Origin of the sequence: Geobacter benzoatilyticus, from assembly GCF_017338855.1 — a bacterium.
Classification (GTDB): domain Bacteria; phylum Desulfobacterota; class Desulfuromonadia; order Geobacterales; family Geobacteraceae; genus Geobacter; species Geobacter benzoatilyticus.
In genome coordinates this window covers 1,851,013-1,869,822 of record NZ_CP071382.1, presented here as the reverse complement: position 1 = coordinate 1,869,822, position 18,810 = coordinate 1,851,013, and the positions used below count along the sequence as shown (strand labels likewise).

The window sequence follows — 18,810 nt, the reverse complement described above, 5'->3', positions numbered from 1 at the left end:
AATTACCCTTTTACTTTTGCGATTATTTCTTCAGACACCGACTTGGGCACCTGCTCATAATGGTCAAACGTCATCGTATAGGTGGCACGGCCCTGCGTGGCAGAACGAAGATCCGTCGCATAACCGAACATCTGTGCGAGCGGAACCATGGCGCTCACCACCTGTGCGCCAGCACGACCTTCCATACCCATAATCCTGCCGCGCCGCGAATTAAGATCCCCGATGACATCGCCCATATACTCCTCAGGAACCACAACCTCTACGGACATGATCGGCTCAAGAAGAACAGGAGACGCTTTTGCAGCGGCCTCTTTAAACGCCATTGACCCAGCAATCTTGAAAGCCATCTCGGAGGAGTCAACCTCATGGTACGAACCATCAACCAAGGCAACTTTAAAATCCACACATGGGAAGCCGGCCAAAACCCCTGTATCCATAGCTTCCTGTATGCCTTTATCAACAGCAGGGATGTATTCACGCGGAACTACACCACCTTTTATCGCGTCAACAAATTCGTACCCCTTGCCGGGCTCCTGGGGCTCCATCTCAATCCAGACATGGCCATATTGACCACGACCACCGGACTGCCGCACAAACTTTCCTTCAACCTTAACCTTCTTGGTCACGGTTTCACGGTAAGCAACCTGAGGCTTGCCGACGTTAGCCTCAACCTTGAACTCCCGCATGAGGCGATCAACAATAATCTCCAGATGAAGCTCGCCCATACCGGAAATTATGGTCTGCCCGGTCTCCTCGTCGGTACGAACCCGGAAAGACGGGTCTTCGCTGGCGAGCTTTTGAAGGCTGATGCCGAGCTTCTCCTGATCCGCCTTGGTCTTCGGCTCGATAGCAATTGCAATGACCGGCTCCGGGAACTCAATGGACTCGAGAATAACCGGCGAGTCTTCCGGACAGAGCGTATCACCGGTGGTCGTATACTTCAGCCCCACTGCAGCGGCAATATCACCGGCAAGAACTTCCTTGATTTCTTCACGCTTGTTTGCGTGCATCTTGAGAAGCCGGCCGATCCGCTCTTTCTTACCCTTTGTAGAGTTGTAAACATAAGACCCGGAATTAAGAACCCCGGAGTACACACGAATAAAACAAAGCTGTCCAACAAAGGGGTCAGTCATAATTTTAAAAGCAAGAGCAGCAAATGGCTCGTCATCAGAAGCCTTACGCTCAATTTCAGCCCCGGAATCAGCATCCACACCTTTAATCGCAGGAATATCCACTGGCGAAGGGAGATAGCCAACAACCGCATCCAAAAGGTTTTGAACCCCTTTATTTTTAAAGGACGAGCCACAGACAACCGGGCAGATCTTAATCCCGATCGTGGCATTACGAATTGCCGCCCTAACTTCTTCCTTGGTCAGCTCTTCTCCACCAAGGTACTTCTCCATAAGATCATCGTCATGGGAAGCAATCTCTTCGATAAGCTTCTCGTGGTATTCCTGGGCAAGCTCTTGCAGGTCCGCCGGAATCTCTTCTTCGCGAAATTTCGCACCAAGAGACTCTTCATCCCACACAATCGCCTTCATCTCCACAAGGTCAACGACACCCTTAAACGTATCCTCAGCACCTATCGGCAACTGAAGCGGCACAGGATTAGCTTTGAGGCGATCACGAATCATAGATACACCGCGGAAGAAATCCGCACCAACACGATCCATCTTATTTATAAAGGCAATTCGGGGAACACCGTACTTGTCAGCTTGACGCCAAACCGTTTCAGACTGCGGCTCAACCCCGCCAACCGAACAGAACACCGCAACAGCGCCATCAAGAACACGCAGCGAGCGCTCAACCTCAATCGTGAAGTCAACGTGGCCCGGGGTATCAATTATATTTACACGATGGTCACCCCAGTTACAGGTCGTGGCGGCAGAAGTGATAGTAATGCCACGCTCCTGCTCCTGCTCCATCCAATCCATTGTAGCAGCGCCTTCATGCACCTCACCGATTTTGTGAGTTACGCCAGTATAATACAGAATACGCTCAGTCGTCGTTGTTTTACCGGCGTCTATGTGCGCCATTATCCCGATATTGCGGGTTTTTTCCAATGGAACCTGTCGTGCCACAAAATCCTCCAGTTACCCTACGCTCATTCTATCTAAAACTACCAGCGGTAGTGCGCAAACGCCCTGTTCGCCTCAGCCATGCGGTGCGTATCCTCACGCTTCTTCACCGCGGCGCCGCGATTGTTATAGGCATCAAGAATCTCACCGGCAAGCTTGTCAGTCACAGTCTTCTCAGAACGGTCACTTGCATACTTCACAAGCCAGCGCATAGCAAGAGACACACGACGGTCGGCACGCACCTCAACAGGAACCTGATACGTGGAACCGCCCACCCTGCGAGACTTAACCTCAAGAGTCGGCTTAATATTATCAAGACACTTTTTCAGAACCTTGACAGGCTCCTCACCGGTCTTTTGAGACACCACATCCAGCGCACCATAGAGCGCACGCTCCGCCGTACTCTTTTTACCGCCATTCATTATGACGTTAACCAGTTTCGCAACAACCCGGTCGTTAAACTTGGGGTCAGGAATAATAACCCGCTTTGCTACTTCTCTTCTCCTCGGCATATCACCCTCTCACCAAAGTCGTTTACTTGGGCCGCTTGGCTCCATACTTGGAACGCGCCTGCTTCCGATCCTTGACACCCACCGAATCCAGCGTCCCGCGCACAATATGATACCGGACACCAGGAAGGTCCTTAACGCGACCGCCCCGAATAAGAACAACAGAGTGCTCTTGCAGATTGTGCCCGACACCCGGAATATAAGAACTAACTTCTATGCCATTAGTAAGGCGAACCCTGGCAACTTTACGAAGCGCAGAGTTAGGCTTCTTAGGGGTCGTCGTGTAAACCCTGGTACAAACGCCACGCTTTTGCGGACAGCTTTTGAGCGCAGGGGAATTGGATTTTTCTTTCTTGCTTTTCCTGCCGATACGAATCAGCTGGTTAATTGTAGGCATACTCTATTCTCCCAATAACGACTTCTCCAGAGGGCAGTCTCCCTGCGGAAGCGACAAAGTTATCAGCAACCTTACACCATGTCAAGATTTTTTTCATTTCAACGAAAGATACACCGCTATTTATTCATCGAATTCATCACCATTGTCATCTTCGGGAAAATCTTCATCTATTTCACGAGGAACGACGGCAATCGGCTCCATAATCTCCGCTTGTTCTGCCACAAGCTTCAGGTTGCGATAGCGGGACAATCCTGTACCTGCCGGAATCAGACGCCCCATTATTACGTTCTCTTTAAGGCCCCTGAGCTGATCGACTTTCCCTTCGATTGCAGCCTGGGTCAGCACCTTCGTCGTCTCCTGGAAGGATGCCGCAGAGATGAAAGACTCCGTGGAAAGAGACGCCTTGGTAATACCAAGAAGAAGCGGCTCGGCGATAGCAGGGCGACCACCCTTTGCCATGACACGCTCGTTTTCGTCTTCAAAAACCGTTCTTTCAAGCTGGTCGTCGATGAGCAGGGTGGTATCGCCCACATCTTTGATTCGGACCCGCCGCAGCATCTGACGCACAATGACCTCAATGTGCTTGTCGTTGATTTTTACCCCTTGCAGGCGGTAAACCTCCTGAACCTCGTCCACAAGATATTTGGCAAGTTCTTTTATACCCAGCACCCGCAGGATATCGTGGGGGTTGGACGAACCATCCATGAGCGGCTCACCCGCCCGCACGTAATCATTTTCATGAACGCTGATATGCTTGCCCTTGGGGATAAGATATTCTTTAGGTTCACCAAGTTCCGGAGTAACTATGACCTTGCGCTTGCCTTTGGCGTCCTTGCCAAAGGTTACAACGCCGTCGATTTCGGATATGACCGCAAAATCCTTCGGTTTGCGCGCCTCGAAGAGCTCGGCAACCCGCGGCAGACCACCGGTGATATCCTTGGTTTTCGTGGTTTCTCGCGGTATTTTCGCAATAACATCGCCGGCATTGACAAACGAGTCTTCTACCACCGAAATATTGGCACCTACCGGCAAGTAGTAGCGGCCGATAGTTCCGGCAGCCGAAGCAGTGTCTCCCTCGGGGGCCTTTATGGCTATGCGTGGACGCTTGTCGGCATCCCTCGACTCGATGATGACTTTCCGGGAAAGCCCGGTAACTTCATCGAGCTGCTCTTCCATTGTAACGCCTTCGACGATATCGCCGAATTTAATGCGACCCGCAACTTCAGTCAGGATCGGCATCGTGTACGGGTCCCACTCGGCCAATGTCTCGCCGGGCTTAACCACTTGATCCGGGCTGAATCTTATTTTTGCACCGTAAACTACACCATATTTTTCCCGTTCACGGCCGGTCTCATCAACAATGGCGACTTCGCCGTTGCGGTTCATGACGATGTGGTGCCCGTCAATATTGACAACGCTGTTGATATTGATGAACTTGATTTGCCCTTCGGTCCTGGCTTCCAGCGAGGTCTGCTCTGCATGCCGTGATGCCGTACCACCGATGTGGAAAGTACGCATTGTGAGCTGTGTACCAGGTTCGCCGATGGACTGGGCGGCAATGACGCCAACCGCCTCACCCATATTGACGATATGACCCCGAGCCAGGTCACGGCCATAGCATTTTGCGCATATACCGCGCTTGCTCTGGCAGGTGAGAACGGAACGGATTTTAACCCGTTCGATGCCGGCGTCTTCAATGCGCTTGACGAGAGATTCGTCAATTTCCTGGTTAGCCGGGACAAGCACGTCGCCGGTAACAGGGTCAAGGATGTCATCGAGCGCAACACGGCCAAGAATACGGTCACCGATCTGCTCTATGACTTCTCCGCCTTCAGTCAGAGAAGAAACGGTGAGTCCGTCAAGAGCACCGCAATCCGGTTCCGTAATAATTGCGTCCTGGGCAACGTCAACCAATCGGCGTGTGAGGTACCCGGAGTTTGCCGTCTTGAGCGCGGTATCCGCGAGACCTTTCCGGGCACCGTGCGTTGAAATGAAGTACTGGAGAACATTCAGACCTTCGCGGAAGTTCGCCGTAATAGGGGTTTCAATAATTTCGCCGGACGGCTTGGCCATGAGTCCGCGCATACCGGCCAACTGGCGGATCTGCTGGGCGGAGCCCCGCGCACCGGAATCCGCCATCATGTGAATGGCATTGAAGGACGGAATCTTAACTTCTTCCCCTTCTGGAGAAAGAATCGTATCCTTTGAAAGGTTGTCGAGCATCTGCTTGGCGATGTCTTCAGTGGCCTTGGCCCAGATGTCGATTACCTTGTTGTAACGTTCGCCGTCGGTAATGAGACCCTCTGTGTACTGATTCTGGATCTCCTTGACCTCGTCGTTGGCGCTTTCGATAATCGCCGGTTTCCCTTCGGGAATCACCATGTCATTCATGCAGATGGAGATACCGGCCAGGGTGGAGTACCGGAAGCCGGTCTCTTTCAAGCGGTCTGCAAGGATAACCGTCTCCTTGTTGCCGGCGAGACGGTAGCAGATATCGATAAGGTTCACGAGTTCCTTCTTGCTCATAACCTTGTTGATGGCTGAGAAGGGAACCATATCGGGAAGAACTTCGCGCAGCAGGATACGGCCGGTCGTGGTATCGACGATTGCAGGAAGATCCGCTTCGTCCGACTTGACATTCTTCATGCGAACCCGGATTCGCGCCTGCAGGTCAATCTCCCCCGCATCGTAGGCAATACGCACTTCCTCGGGAGATGCAAATACCTTCCCGTCCCCTTTCGCGAAGTGACGCTCGCGAGTCATGTAGTAAATACCGAGAACCATATCCTGGGTCGGAACGATGATCGGCTTGCCGTGGGCAGGCGACAGGATGTTATTGGTGCTCATCATGAGAACGCGTGCTTCCACCTGACTCTCGATTGAAAGGGGGAGGTGGACCGCCATCTGGTCACCGTCAAAGTCGGCGTTAAAAGCAGTACAAACGAGAGGGTGAAGCTGAATTGCTTTCCCTTCGATCAATACCGGCTCAAAAGCCTGGATGCCAAGACGGTGCAGGGTCGGAGCACGGTTCAACATGACCGGGTGCTCTTTAATAACCTCTTCAAGAACGTCCCATACCTCGGGCCGTTCCTTCTCGACCATCTTCTTGGCACTTTTTATTGTAGTAACGAAACCACGTTCCTCAAGCTTGTTGTAAATAAACGGCTTGAAGAGTTCGAGCGCCATTTTCTTGGGGAGGCCGCACTGATGGAGACGAAGCTCCGGGCCTACGACGATAACGGAACGGCCGGAGTAGTCGACCCGCTTGCCGAGGAGGTTCTGGCGGAAACGGCCGGACTTCCCCTTGAGCATATCGGACAGCGATTTCAGGGGGCGCTTGTTGGGCCCGGCAATGGCACGGCCGCGGCGACCGTTGTCAAAAAGAGCGTCAACGGCTTCCTGAAGCATCCGCTTCTCGTTGCGAATGATAACCTCGGGGGCTTGAAGCTCCATGAGGCGCTTGAGCCGGTTATTCCGGTTAATGACGCGACGGTAGAGGTCGTTGAGGTCACTCGTCGCGAAGCGTCCGCCATCCAGGGGTACGAGGGGACGAAGTTCAGGAGGCAGAACCGGAATGCACTCGAGAATCATCCACTCGGGCCGGTTGCCGGACTCCTTGAATGCATCCACCACCTTGAGCCGCTTGGCAGTCTTCTTCCGTTTCGCCTCGCTCGTAGCTTCAACCATCTCCTGGCGAAGCTGCTCGGAAAGCTGATCCAGGTCGAGAGCCTTGAGGCAGTCACGAATCGCAGCAGCACCCATACCAGCCTCGAACTGGTAATTATGCTCCTCCAGGGCCTTCAGATAACGGTCCTCGGAGAGAACTTCCGCCATGGCCATGCCGGTATTCTTCGGATCAGTTACCGCATACGCCTCAAAGTAGAGAACCTTCTCGAGATCCTTCAGTGAAATATCCAGCAGGTTCCCAATACGTGACGGCAGAGACTTCAGGAACCAGATATGGGCAACCGGAGTTGCAAGATCGATGTGCCCGAGGCGCTCACGACGCACTTTCGAGGGGATGACTTCTACGCCGCACTTCTCGCAGACAATTCCGCGGTGTTTCATGCGCTTGTATTTGCCGCAGTTGCATTCATAGTCCTTGGTCGGACCAAAAATTTTGGCGCAGAACAGACCATCGCGTTCAGGCTTGAACGTACGATAGTTGATGGTTTCTGGTTTTTTTACCTCGCCGAACGAACGCTCGCGAATTTTTTCCGGCGATGAAATGGAAATGCGGATCGCCGAGAAATGCAACGGGTCCTTCGGTTTATCGAAAAAGCTGAAAAAGTCTTCCAATGTATAATCCTCCTCTGCTTAGGAGTGGTTACTGGTCTTGTGGTCGTTCGCCGGGTCAGCCTCTAGGGAAACCAAGCCTAGTCTTCGTCGCCTTCCAGGAGTTCCACATCAAGGCACAGGGACTGAAGTTCCTTAATAAGAACATTGAACGACTCGGGGAGGCCAGGCTCCAGAGTATGCTTCCCTTTGACGATCGCCTCATACATGCGCGTACGGCCAGCCACGTCATCGGACTTAACCGTCAGGAACTCCTGAAGCGCATAGGCGGCACCATATGCCTCCATGGCCCAGACTTCCATCTCCCCGAGCCGCTGGCCACCGAACTGAGCCTTACCGCCCAGCGGTTGCTGGGTAACGAGACTGTAAGGACCAATGGAGCGTGCATGAATCTTGTCATCGACCAGGTGGTGGAGCTTGAGGAAGTACATGACCCCGACCGTAACCTTATGTTTGAAGGGTTCGCCGCTCTTGCCGTCATAGAGGGTAACCTGGGCGGTCTGGTCGAAACCGGCCTTGTCAAGCATGCTCCGGATCTGATCTTCAGAAGCACCCTCGAAAACTGGCGATGCCATCGGGACGCCGCGCTGAAGACGCTTGGCAACACCGATCAACTCCTCATCGCTGAGGGAATCCAGGAACGCATTCATTTCCTTGGAGTCATAAATCTTCTGGAGATACTGCTTCACCGAAGCGGAGGGGGAATGCTTCTCCAGCATTTCCTCTATCTTCCAGCCGATACCCTTGGCAGCCCAGCCCAGGTGGGTTTCAAGAATCTGCCCGACGTTCATACGGGACGGAACGCCCAGAGGGTTCAGCACGATCTCCACGGGACGCCCATCCTCCATGTAAGGCATATCTTCTTCGGGGAGGATTCGGGAGACGACACCCTTGTTACCGTGGCGACCGGCCATCTTGTCGCCGACCTGAAGCTTGCGCTTGATGGCGATGTAAACCTTTACCATCTTTATGACGCCCGGCGGGAGATCGTCTCCACGCTTGAGCTTCTGGACCTTATCGTCGAAGACATATTTTATTATGTCGATTTGCTGCTGAAGCGTGGTGAGGATGGCTGCAACCTTCTCCTCCACCCCTTCACCACCACTCACGGATATTTCATCCCACCGGTCAAGGGGGATTGACGTGAGGGACTCTTCGGTTATGACAGCATCCTTGGCAATAACTGTCTTGCCATTTTTATCCTCAACCTTAACAGCGGCGGTCTTGCCGACAAGAAGCTTCTTCAGCTTGCCTACAGCAGAATCGCGGATGATGCGGACTTCATCCTGTTCATCCTTGCGAAGCTTGTCTTCCTCCATCCGCTCGATCATCTCGGTGCGGGAGTCCTTATCGTTGCCTTTGCGGGAGAAAACCTTGGCACCGATAACGGTACCTTCGACTCCAGGCGGAACCCTCAAAGACGTATCGCGGACATCGCCGGCCTTTTCGCCGAAAATAGCGCGAAGAAGCTTCTCTTCCGGAGAAAGCTGAGTCTCACCTTTCGGCGTAATCTTTCCGACTAGAATATCACCCGGCTTAACTTCCGCACCGATCCGGATGATGCCGGACTCGTCAAGATCCTTGAGCGTTTCCTCGCCAAGGTTCGGGATATCCGACGTAATCTCTTCCTTGCCGAGCTTGGTGTCACGGGCAACGCACTCGAATTCCTCAATATGAATCGAGGTGTAGCGGTCATCCTTGGTAAGTTTCTCGGAAATAAGGATGGAGTCCTCGAAGTTGTACCCGCCCCAAGGCATGAATGCCACAACCACGTTCTGGCCAAGCGCCAGCTCGCCCATATCCGTGGACGGTCCGTCGGCAATGACGTCGCCCCGCTTCACATGGTCACCGACTTTAACCACCGGCCGCTGGTTGATGCAGGTGTTCTGGTTGGAACGCGCGAATTTGATCAGGTTGTAGATATCGACACCGGTACCGGTTTCATCATGCTCATCTTCGTCAATTTTAACAACGATACGGGAAGCGTCCACAGACTCGACGATACCGGTGTGGCGCGCCACGACCGAAACGCCGGAATCCTTGGCAACAACCCGCTCCATGCCGGTGCCGACCAAGGGAGAATCCGCCTTGAGAAGAGGCACGGCCTGACGCTGCATGTTGGAACCCATGAGTGCGCGGTTCGCGTCATCGTTCTCAAGGAACGGAATGAGCGATGCCGCAACGGAAACCAGCTGCATGGGGGCCACGTCCATCAGCTCCAGCTCGTCACGGTGAACGAGGAGGAACTCGCCTGATTTACGGGCGGTAACATAATCGTTTACGAAACGGCCGTCGGCGTCCATCTCTGCGTTGGCCTGGGCAATGGCATGCCCCTCTTCTTCCAAGGCGGAGAAGAACTTCACCTCGCTGGTAACCTTGCCTTCGGTAACGATCCGGTAAGGAGTCTCAACAAAGCCATGCTCATTGATCCGGGCGTAAGTGGAAAGCGAGGCAATGAGACCGATGTTCGGACCTTCAGGAGTCTCAATAGGGCAAACCCGGCCATAGTGAGTGGGATGAACGTCGCGGACCTCGAAGCCGGCCCGCTCGCGGGTCAGACCGCCAGGTCCGAGAGCCGAGAGACGACGCTTGTGCGTAACCTCCGAAAGGGGGTTCGTCTGATCCATGAACTGGGAGAGCTGGGACGAGCCGAAGAACTCCTTTACCACGGCCGAAACCGGCTTGGAGTTGATCAGGTCGTGGGGCATCAGGTTTTCAACTTCCTGAAGACTCATCCGCTCTTTGATGGCCCGCTCCATGCGAACAAGGCCGATGCGGTACTGGTTCTCCAGCAACTCGCCCACGGCACGCACCCGCCGGTTGCCCAGATGGTCGATATCATCAATGGCCCCTTTACCGTTTTTCAGGTCAATGAGGTAACGGACCACTTCAAGGATATCTTCCTTGGTGAGCACCTGGCAATCGAGGGGGACATCGAGCCCAAGCTTATAGTTGAGCTTGAGTCGACCGACGGCGGAAAGATCATAGCGCTCGGCGTTAAAGAAGAGATTGTCAAAGAGAGACTGGGCACTCTTGAGCGTCGGGGGATCACCCGGACGCAGACGCCGGTAAATCTCGATGAGCGCGTCATCGGTCGAATTAATCTTATCGATAAGCAAAGTATCGCGGAGAGAAGATGTCACATGGACGTTATCAATGAAGAGAACTTTGAACTCTCCGATTCCCCGTGCCTTGATCTCATCAAGCTTTGCCTGGGTAATCTCGTCGTTGCACTCGACAATTACTTCGCCGGTGGCGGGATCGACGATATCAGTGGAAGCGAATTTGCCGCAGACCTCTTCCGCCTTGATGGGGATCTCGGTAATGCCATGCTCGGTCATTTTGCGGATAGCCGCCTTGGTGAACTTTCTGTTCGCCTTGATAATGACCTCGCCGGTTTTGGCATCAACGATATCCGAAGAGGTTTTTTGCGTCGTCAGCAGCTCTGGATCGGCCTTCTTCCACATCCGGTCGCCAGCAAGCCCGATCTCTTCGCTACTGTAGAAAAAGTTGAGAAGAGCCTCCGCGCTGTTGCCGAGCGCTTTAAGGAGGACAGTTGCCGGCATCTTGCGGCGGCGGTCAATCCGGACATAGAGAATGTCCTTGTGGTCAAACTCGAAATCCAGCCAGGACCCGCGATAGGGAATTACTCGAGCGGAATAAAGAACCTTTCCGCTGGAATGGGTCTTCCCCTTGTCGTGATCGTAGAAAACACCGGGGGAGCGGTGCAATTGACTCACGATGACGCGTTCGGTCCCGTTTATGATAAACGTCCCGTTTTCGGTCATGAGAGGGATCTCGCCGAAGTAGACCTCCTGCTCCTTAATGTCCCGAATTGAACGGACGCCTGTATCCTTGTTCACATCCCATACAACGAGGCGAACCTTCACCTTCATGGGGGCGGCAAAGGTCATCCCGCGTTGGTGACACTCCTCAACATCGTACTTTGGGGTGCCGAGGCTATAGGAAACATACTCAAGCGAAGCAGTATCGCTAAAGTCCTTGATGGGAAATACACTTTTAAAAACCGCTTCAAGCCCGCTGTTCTTGCGTGCTTCAGAGGGGGTGTCGATTTGCAGGAAACGTTTATAGGAATTTTTTTGAATATCAATAAGATTGGGGATGTCGATAATTTTTTTGATCTTGGCGAAATTCTGGCGCAGAAGCTGGTTATTCGCAATTGAATAAGCCATGTTTTCTCCTTTGGCGAGGCCCATCGAGCCTCCAACCCCCTGGATTTAGTGCTATTTCCGAAGCCGCACAAAGACGGGCATATACGAATCCGGAACGAAAATAGAAGAGCCAAGGCCGCACGTAGCGGCCTTGGCTGATGTGATGACCCAGTCGACTCGAGTCTTATTTAATCTCAACTTCAGCGCCGGACTCGACGAGTTGCTTCTTGGCGTCCTCGGCTTCTTCCTTGGAAACGCCGGTCTTGACGGGCTTGGGTGCGCCATCGACCAGGTCTTTGGCTTCCTTGAGGCCCAGACCGGTGATTGCGCGAACAACCTTGATAACGGCAATCTTGTTTGCACCGGCAGACTTGAGAACGATATCGAACTCGGTCTTCTCTTCAGCAGCTTCAGCAGCGGCAGCAGGAGCAGCAGCAGCGGCAACGGCAACCGGAGCAGCGGCGGATACGCCGAATTTCTCTTCGAGTTCTTTCACGAGCTCGGAAAGCTCAAGAACACTCATATTCTCAATGAAGCTGACAACATCGGCCTTTGTAATCTCTGCCATTTCTGTATTCCTCCGTTAATAACGTTCGTTGTTGGTGTAAAGAAAGGTTAATTGCCTTCCTTTTGAATTTTGATCGCGTTAAGCGCACGGACAAAACTTCCCGGAACCGCAGCGAGAACGCCAACAAAGTTGGTAACCGGTGCATTGAGAGTTCCAAGCAGTTTTGCAATAAGCACTTCGCGGCTCGGCAGATCTGCCAAAGCCTGAATATCGCTTACCGTAATCGGCTTGCCGGACAGTACGGCTGCCTTGAGCTTGAAGGTGTTGGCCTGTGTCTTGGCAAACTTGGACAGGACCTTTGCTGCGGCGACCGGATCGTCATAGCTGAATGCAACGGCGGTCGGACCGGCATAATACGGAGACAGCGATTCCTTGTCGGTCTCCTTCGACGCCAGTTCAAGCAGCGTGTTTTTTACAACCTTGTATTCTACCGAGGCTGCACGGAGTTCATTCCTGAGCGTCGTTGCCTGGTCCACGTTCATACCGCGGAAATCAGCAAGGAAAACTGCCTTTGCCCGGGTGAGCTTATCATGCAGTTCCGCTACCTGTTGCTGCTTAGTTTCTTTATTCAAGCGCCTTCCTCCTTTCTGTTCGGGTTGAGGGCCGGAGCCCCAGCCAAAGTCAGAAAGTGCGGGGTTGGTTACTTTCCGGTGACTACCACAAGTCTCGGCAGGCTGCCTGCGCCATTAAGCACGGGCACAAAGCCCATGCGCCTGCTGTCTTTGACTTTGGCTTTATATTACTAAACGCCTAGACAAGCTTGGACTGAATGTCGGCTATGTCAAGAGTCAGACCTGGCCCCATGGTGGATGAAAGGCTGATCTTTTTGATATAGGTACCCTTGGCCGCAGAGGGCTTTGCCTTGACGAGCGCTTCCACAAGGGCAAGAAGGTTTTCCTTGAGCTTGTCCACATCAAAGGAGGCCTTGCCCACGGGAGCATGAACAATTCCGGCCTTCTCGACGCGGAACTCAACTTTACCCGCCTTGGATTCCTTGACAGCACGCCCCACATCGAAGGTAACAGTGCCGACTTTCGGGTTAGGCATGAGACCACGCGGACCAAGAAGTTTACCAATCTTGCCGACAACACCCATCATGTCGGGGGTGGCAATGGCGGTATCGAATTCAAACCACCCTTCCTGAATCTTTGCCACAAGATCCTCGGCGCCCACATGGTCAGCACCGGCATCCCGTGCCTCTTTCTCCTTCTCGCCCTTGGCGAAAACAAGAACCCGGACATCCTTGCCAAGACCGTTCGGCAGGACAACTGCACCACGGACCATCTGGTCGGCATGGCGGGGGTCAACGCCCAGCCGCACCGCAACCTCGACGGTTTCGTCGAATTTGGCGTAGGCGAGTGACTTGACACTTTCTATACCATCAACGACGGGATAGGTCCGGCTACGGTCAACCTTCGCCAGGGCTTCCCTGTGCTTCTTCGCTGTTTTCGGCATCTCTTAATCCACCCTTTCTCTATTGAACAATTTCAACGCCCATGCTGCGGGCGGTCCCTTCGACCGTTTTCATGGCAGCTTCAAGCGACGCAGCGTTCATGTCGGGCATTTTCTTGACGGCTATCTCTTTAACCTGCTCCGCAGTCAGCTTGCCGACTTTGTTCTTGTTCGGCACGCTTGAGCCGCTTTCAATGCCAACCGCTTTCTTTATAAGGACCGACATTGGCGGAACTTTGGTGATAAAGCTGAAAGAACGATCAGCAAAGACGGTGATGACAACAGGAATAATAGTTCCCTCGTCACTCTGAGTCTTGGCATTGAACGCCTTGCAGAACTCCATGATATTGACACCATGCTGACCCAAAGCCGGTCCGATCGGAGGCGAAGGGTTTGCTTTGCCTGCCGGGATCTGCAGCTTGATGTAACCCGTGATTTTTTTTGCCATTGACGTGCTCCTTGTTCTTCTCCTCGGAGAAGGATATACCGTTTATCAGACAGAGGGGATACCCCTACTGCTTTTCAACCTGCATGAACTCAAGCTCTACAGGAGTAGCCCGTCCAAAGATGCTGACCATGACCCGCAATTTGCCCTTGTCCGGCTTCACATCCTCGACTACTCCGGTAAAATTCAAGAAAGGCCCGTCAACGACCCGAACCGTCTCCCCCACTTCAAACAGAACCTTCGGCCGCGGCTTCTCGGCACCTTCCTCCATCCGACGAGTTATCTTTGCCACTTCTTCATCGGGGATCGCGAAGGGATTATTCCCGCCGACAAAACCGGTAACTTTTGACGTCTCTTTAACGGCGTGCCATGTCTCCTCGTTCAACTCCATGTTAACGAGAATATAGCCGGGGAAAAACTTACGCGAAGAGGTCTTTTTCTCTCCCTTCTTCAGCTCAACCACCGTCTCTGATGGAATGAGAATCTCGCCGAACAAATCTTCCAGATTAAGGTTCTTGATTCGCTCAGCAAGGGAGAGTCGTACTTTATTTTCAAATCCGGAGTACGTATGAACCCCATACCACTTTTTTGACATAATAGTTGCGTCCTTTACCCAAGGATGAGGCGCATAAGCTTCGCCAGAATCAGGTCACAGATCCCAAGATAGATGGATATAATGATGACAATTGCCACCACGACCCACGTTGTGGAGATGGTCTCCTTGCGGGTCGGCCAAGTCACCTTACCCAGCTCAGCTTTCACTTCAGTGAGGAAATCTTTGGTTTTTGCGATCACGTGAGGACCCCGGGATGGATAGAAAATGGCAGGCCAGGAGGGATTCGAACCCCCAACATCCGGTTTTGGAGACCGGCGCTCTAGCCGTTAGAGCTACTGGCCTGCGTCTGCTGGGGCCGCCCACCCTACCCGCGACCCCAAACCTGTGACTTTGGTTACTTGGTTTCCTTGTGGACAGTATGAGTCTTGCAGAAACGGCAGTACTTTTTGAACTCCAGCTTTTGCGGAGTGTTTTTCTTGTTCTTGGTTGTAGTATAGTTCCTCTGCTTGCACTCGGAGCAGGCGAGAGTAATGATGTCTCTCATTGTCTTAACCCTTCATTAGTAAAGAATGTGGGCAGGCATCTAGCCTGCCCACGAAGTTTTCGGCAAACGATTATTCGATAATGGAGCTGACGACACCGGCGCCAACCGTACGGCCACCTTCGCGGATAGCGAAGCGCAGACCTTCGTCCATGGCGATCGGGGTGATCAGGTTTACGGTCACCGCAACGTTATCGCCAGGCATTACCATTTCGGTCCCGGCCGGCAGGTCAACAACCCCGGTCACGTCAGTGGTCCGGAAGTAGAACTGAGGACGGTATCCGTTGAAGAACGGGGTGTGACGACCGCCTTCTTCCTTGGTCAGGATGTATGCTTCGGCTTTGAACTTGGTGTGCGGGGTGATGCTACCCGGCTTTGCCAGAACCTGACCGCGCTCGATGTCTTCACGCTTGACGCCGCGCAGCAGTGCCCCAATGTTGTCGCCGGCACGGCCTTCGTCGAGAAGCTTGCGGAACATCTCTACACCGGTTACCGTGGTCTTGACGGTGGCCTTCATCCCGACGATTTCAACTTCTTCGCCGACCTTTACAATGCCACGCTCTACACGGCCGGTGGCTACGGTACCGCGACCGGAGATGGAGAATACGTCTTCGACGGGCATCAGGAACGGTTTGTCCACGGCGCGCTCAGGCTCGGGAATGTAGGAGTCTACTGCTTCCATGAGCTTGATGATCGCTTCGGAGCCGAGCTCGTCCTTGTCGCCGTTGAGGGCTTTGAGAGCGGAACCCTTGATGATGGGAATGTCGTCGCCCGGGAAGTCGTAGGAGGAGAGAAGTTCACGAATCTCAAGCTCTACAAGCTCGAGGAGTTCTTCGTCATCCACCATGTCGGCCTTGTTCAGGAATACGACGATGTAGGGTACGCCTACCTGACGGGCAAGCAGGATGTGCTCGCGGGTCTGGGGCATGGGACCGTCGGCGGCGGAGACAACGAGAATCGCACCGTCCATCTGGGCCGCACCGGTGATCATGTTCTTGACGTAGTCGGCGTGGCCGGGGCAGTCTACGTGCGCATAGTGACGCTTGCCGGTCTCGTATTCTACGTGCGAGGTCGCTATGGTAATACCACGCTCACGCTCTTCAGGGGCGTTGTCGATCTGATCGAACCCCTTGAACTCGGCTTGACCCTGCTCTGCCAGTACACGCGTAATCGCTGCCGTCAGCGTGGTCTTGCCGTGGTCTACGTGACCTATGGTCCCTATGTTGACGTGCGGTTTGGTTCTCTCGAATTTTGCCTTTGCCATGTAGGATCCCTCCCGGACAACTAATTTTGAGAATTGCTTCCCGTTAAAACGGAAAAGATAATGGAGCCCACAACCGGATTCGAACCGGTGACCTCTTCCTTACCAAGGAAGTGCTCTACCTACTGAGCTATGTGGGCACAACGTAATGTATGGAGCGGGAAACGGGACTCGAACCCGCGACCCTCAGCTTGGAAGGCTGACGCTCTAGCCAACTGAGCTATTCCCGCGAACAACCGTGAAGTTCTTTGAAGCCTCCCACAGAGCCACCGCCCCAGTACTATCGGCCACCCGGCCTCCTGGAATACGACAACACCGCCGAAGCTTCTGAAGGTTTATGGTGGAGGGAGGAGGATTCGAACCTCCGAAGTCGTACGACGACAGATTTACAGTCTGTTCCCTTTGGCCGCTCGGGAATCCCTCCAGACGTAGAAGCGTATTACTAAATGGAGCTGGCGACAGGACTTGAACCCGCAACCTGCTGATTACAAGTCAGCTGCTCTACCAGTTGAGCTACGCCAGCCCAAAAAAATCTATACAGTCTTTTCAATGCGCGGTCAAGCTTTTAGCACAAAGAAGAATGTCTTATAACCCAGAGTTCCACGCGAGTCAAGGGAAATATTTAACCATCACGGACTGCTGTACAGCATCAGCATAATCTATACAGACATATCTCCTTGCAACAGGGCCGGCATTTTCCACAGCGCAACGGCAACACCGCTCTCAGGAACGGCGTTTCCGATCACGCGGCACAGGACGCGACTCCGGCTGCCCCCGGAATTTCCCCAGCAGTTCGACCGCAGACTCCTCGCGTCCGCACATCCGGAGCGCGTCATAAACATTGCGCCTTTCCGCCGGCTGGTGCCACAGCAAGAGCGACTTCTGGAGACGCTTCTCACGATCGCTTCGCGCAACATATACTTGACGCTTAGTGAATGGGTCGATACCCGTGTGGTACATGCAAGTGGCAAGAGTACCGGGCGTGGGGGTAAAATCCTGCACCTGGTCCACACGGATATTGTGGCGTTTGAGAAATATTGCAAGCTCCACCATATGATCCAGGGTACATCCCGGATGGCCCGACATCAGGTACGGAACCACATACTGTTTCCGGCCAAGCCTGGCGCTCTCCTGACCGAAACGGGCGAGAAAACGCTCGAACGCCTCTCTGCCTGGCTTTCGCATCAGATCAGTGACTGCATCGGCAATGTGCTCCGGCGCAACCTTCAGGAGCCCCCCCACATGGTGGGCTAAAAGCTCGCCGAAATATTCCGGCTGGCGCTCAAGAAGGTCATATCTGATTCCTGACGAAACGGCCACATGCTTTACCCCATGCATCGCCCTCACCCGCTTCAGGAGCGACGACGCCCGGCGGTCCTGGGTGACGAGATGGCGGCACACCGAGGGAAAGAGGCAGCTTTCGCGACGGCATCGGCTCCCCCCGTCAGCACTGCCGCAGCGCAAACCGTACATGTTTGCAGTCGGGCCGCCCACATCGCTTATACTACCGCGAAACCACGGCATTTTCACCATTCGCCCGACTTCTTCCACAACCGATCTCTCACTCCGGGACTGAATAAAACGGCCCTGATGATGAGTTATCGCACAGAAGGCGCACCCTCCGAAACAGCCCCGGTGGGTCGTGATCGACGATTTGATCTGTTCGTAGGCTGGGATGGACTCGACATACGAAGGGTGCGGAGCACGGACGAACGGCAGGGCATAGACAGCATCCAATTCCGCCTCAGACAAAGGAGCTGACGGAGGATTACAAACCAGCAATCTGTCACCGTGACGCTGAACAAGGGGCTTCCCGCTGTCGGGGTGCATATCTTGCGATACCAGCCGGAACGCCTCGGCATACCGATGCGGATCATTCATCACCATGTCGCACGATGGTAGCTCCACTGCGCCGGAAGGGACATCTCCACGCATCGCATACGCAATTCCGCGAATATCAGCAAGCTGAGCCATGGAATCGCCCCTGCGCAACCGTTCGGCTAATTCCAGGATGGGCCTTTCACCCATCCCGAAAACCAGCAGGTCCGCCTTTGAGTCAAAAAGTATGGAGCGACGGACTTTATCTTCCCAGTAATCATAGTGCGCGAAACGGCGAAGTGATGCCTCTATACCGCCGATTACTACAGGAACATCCTTGAACGCCTCCTTGAGCCGGGAGGTATAAATAATAGTTGCCCGGTTTGGCCTGGAGCCATGGCGGCCGCCGGGTGTATAGGCATCGTCGTGGCGAAGTTTCTTGAGGGGAGTATAGTGGGCAACCATGGAATCCATGGCGCCGGCCGAAACCGCAAAGAAGAGGCGTGGCCTCCCCAAGGCCATGAACGGCTCCCGTGAGCGCCAGTCGGGCTGAGCAATGATCCCGACACGGAAGCCGCGGGATTCGAGCCACCGGGCCAGAAGAGGGACACCGAAAGCCGGGTGGTCGATATAGGCGTCGCCGGTGACGAAAATAACGTCAAGTTCGCGCCATCCCCGTCGCAACGCCTCTTCTTTCGTAGTTGGAATAAACGGCAT

14 protein-coding genes and 5 tRNA genes are annotated in these 18,810 nt (G+C 53.8%); all 19 read right to left on the bottom strand.

What is annotated here, in order from left to right; all coding sequences use genetic code 11:
• Window positions 1–2 precede the first annotated feature (2 nt).
• The 19 genes from fusA to JZM60_RS08655 all read right to left on the bottom strand — a co-directional run bounded on the left by fusA (window position 3) and on the right by JZM60_RS08655 (window position 18,810).
• On the bottom strand, window positions 3–2,081 hold the full coding sequence (fusA, locus tag JZM60_RS08745; RefSeq protein ID WP_207161855.1) for an elongation factor G: 2,079 nt from the start codon (window positions 2,079–2,081) through the stop codon (window positions 3–5).
• A 38-nt stretch (window positions 2,082–2,119) separates the two neighbouring features.
• A complete protein-coding gene (gene rpsG, locus JZM60_RS08740; protein WP_207161854.1) occupies window positions 2,120–2,590 on the bottom strand; it encodes a 30S ribosomal protein S7 in 471 nt (156 codons plus the stop codon).
• Between the two features lie 22 nt (window positions 2,591–2,612).
• Entirely contained in the window at window positions 2,613–2,984 is a 372-nt protein-coding gene (gene rpsL, locus JZM60_RS08735) for a 30S ribosomal protein S12 (protein ID WP_011365696.1), read from the bottom strand.
• 120 nt (window positions 2,985–3,104) lie between these two features.
• A complete protein-coding gene (rpoC, locus tag JZM60_RS08730) occupies window positions 3,105–7,283 on the bottom strand; it encodes a DNA-directed RNA polymerase subunit beta' (protein ID WP_207161853.1) in 4,179 nt (1,392 codons plus the stop codon).
• A gap of 77 nt (window positions 7,284–7,360) precedes the next feature.
• A complete protein-coding gene (gene rpoB / locus JZM60_RS08725; protein ID WP_207161852.1) occupies window positions 7,361–11,473 on the bottom strand; it encodes a DNA-directed RNA polymerase subunit beta in 4,113 nt (1,370 codons plus the stop codon).
• Window positions 11,474–11,636: 163 nt separating this feature from the next.
• Window positions 11,637–12,020, bottom strand: coding sequence for a 50S ribosomal protein L7/L12 (gene rplL / locus JZM60_RS08720; RefSeq protein ID WP_207161851.1), 384 nt, complete (start codon window positions 12,018–12,020; stop codon window positions 11,637–11,639).
• A gap of 47 nt (window positions 12,021–12,067) precedes the next feature.
• On the bottom strand, window positions 12,068–12,592 hold the full coding sequence (rplJ, locus tag JZM60_RS08715) for a 50S ribosomal protein L10 (protein ID WP_207161850.1): 525 nt from the start codon (window positions 12,590–12,592) through the stop codon (window positions 12,068–12,070).
• A gap of 178 nt (window positions 12,593–12,770) precedes the next feature.
• Complete coding sequence (gene rplA, locus JZM60_RS08710) at window positions 12,771–13,475, bottom strand: 50S ribosomal protein L1 (RefSeq protein WP_207161849.1); 705 nt, start codon at window positions 13,473–13,475, stop codon at window positions 12,771–12,773.
• Window positions 13,476–13,494: 19 nt separating this feature from the next.
• Window positions 13,495–13,920 (bottom strand): 50S ribosomal protein L11, encoded by a 426-nt coding sequence (gene rplK / locus JZM60_RS08705; protein WP_207161848.1) that lies wholly within the window; start codon window positions 13,918–13,920, stop codon window positions 13,495–13,497.
• A 64-nt stretch (window positions 13,921–13,984) separates the two neighbouring features.
• Window positions 13,985–14,512 carry a transcription termination/antitermination protein NusG gene (gene nusG / locus JZM60_RS08700; RefSeq protein ID WP_207161847.1) on the bottom strand — a complete coding sequence of 176 codons (528 nt, stop codon included), beginning with the start codon at window positions 14,510–14,512 and terminating at the stop codon, window positions 13,985–13,987.
• Between the two features lie 14 nt (window positions 14,513–14,526).
• Window positions 14,527–14,712: a preprotein translocase subunit SecE gene (gene secE / locus JZM60_RS08695; RefSeq protein ID WP_207161846.1), complete on the bottom strand. Its 186-nt coding sequence runs from the start codon at window positions 14,710–14,712 to the stop codon at window positions 14,527–14,529.
• Between the two features lie 26 nt (window positions 14,713–14,738).
• A tRNA-Trp gene (locus JZM60_RS08690) sits at window positions 14,739–14,815 on the bottom strand.
• A gap of 52 nt (window positions 14,816–14,867) precedes the next feature.
• Window positions 14,868–15,017, bottom strand: a complete 150-nt coding sequence (rpmG, locus tag JZM60_RS08685) for a 50S ribosomal protein L33 (RefSeq protein WP_207161845.1) — start codon at window positions 15,015–15,017, stop codon at window positions 14,868–14,870.
• A gap of 70 nt (window positions 15,018–15,087) precedes the next feature.
• Window positions 15,088–16,278, bottom strand: coding sequence for an elongation factor Tu (gene tuf / locus JZM60_RS08680; RefSeq protein WP_207161844.1), 1,191 nt, complete (start codon window positions 16,276–16,278; stop codon window positions 15,088–15,090).
• A 61-nt stretch (window positions 16,279–16,339) separates the two neighbouring features.
• Window positions 16,340–16,415 (bottom strand) — tRNA-Thr (locus JZM60_RS08675).
• Window positions 16,416–16,428: 13 nt separating this feature from the next.
• Window positions 16,429–16,505, bottom strand: a tRNA-Gly gene (locus tag JZM60_RS08670).
• Between the two features lie 108 nt (window positions 16,506–16,613).
• A tRNA-Tyr gene (locus JZM60_RS08665) sits at window positions 16,614–16,699 on the bottom strand.
• Window positions 16,700–16,722: 23 nt separating this feature from the next.
• Window positions 16,723–16,798, bottom strand: a tRNA-Thr gene (locus JZM60_RS08660).
• A gap of 200 nt (window positions 16,799–16,998) precedes the next feature.
• Entirely contained in the window at window positions 16,999–18,810 is a 1,812-nt protein-coding gene (locus JZM60_RS08655) for a YgiQ family radical SAM protein (protein ID WP_207161843.1), read from the bottom strand.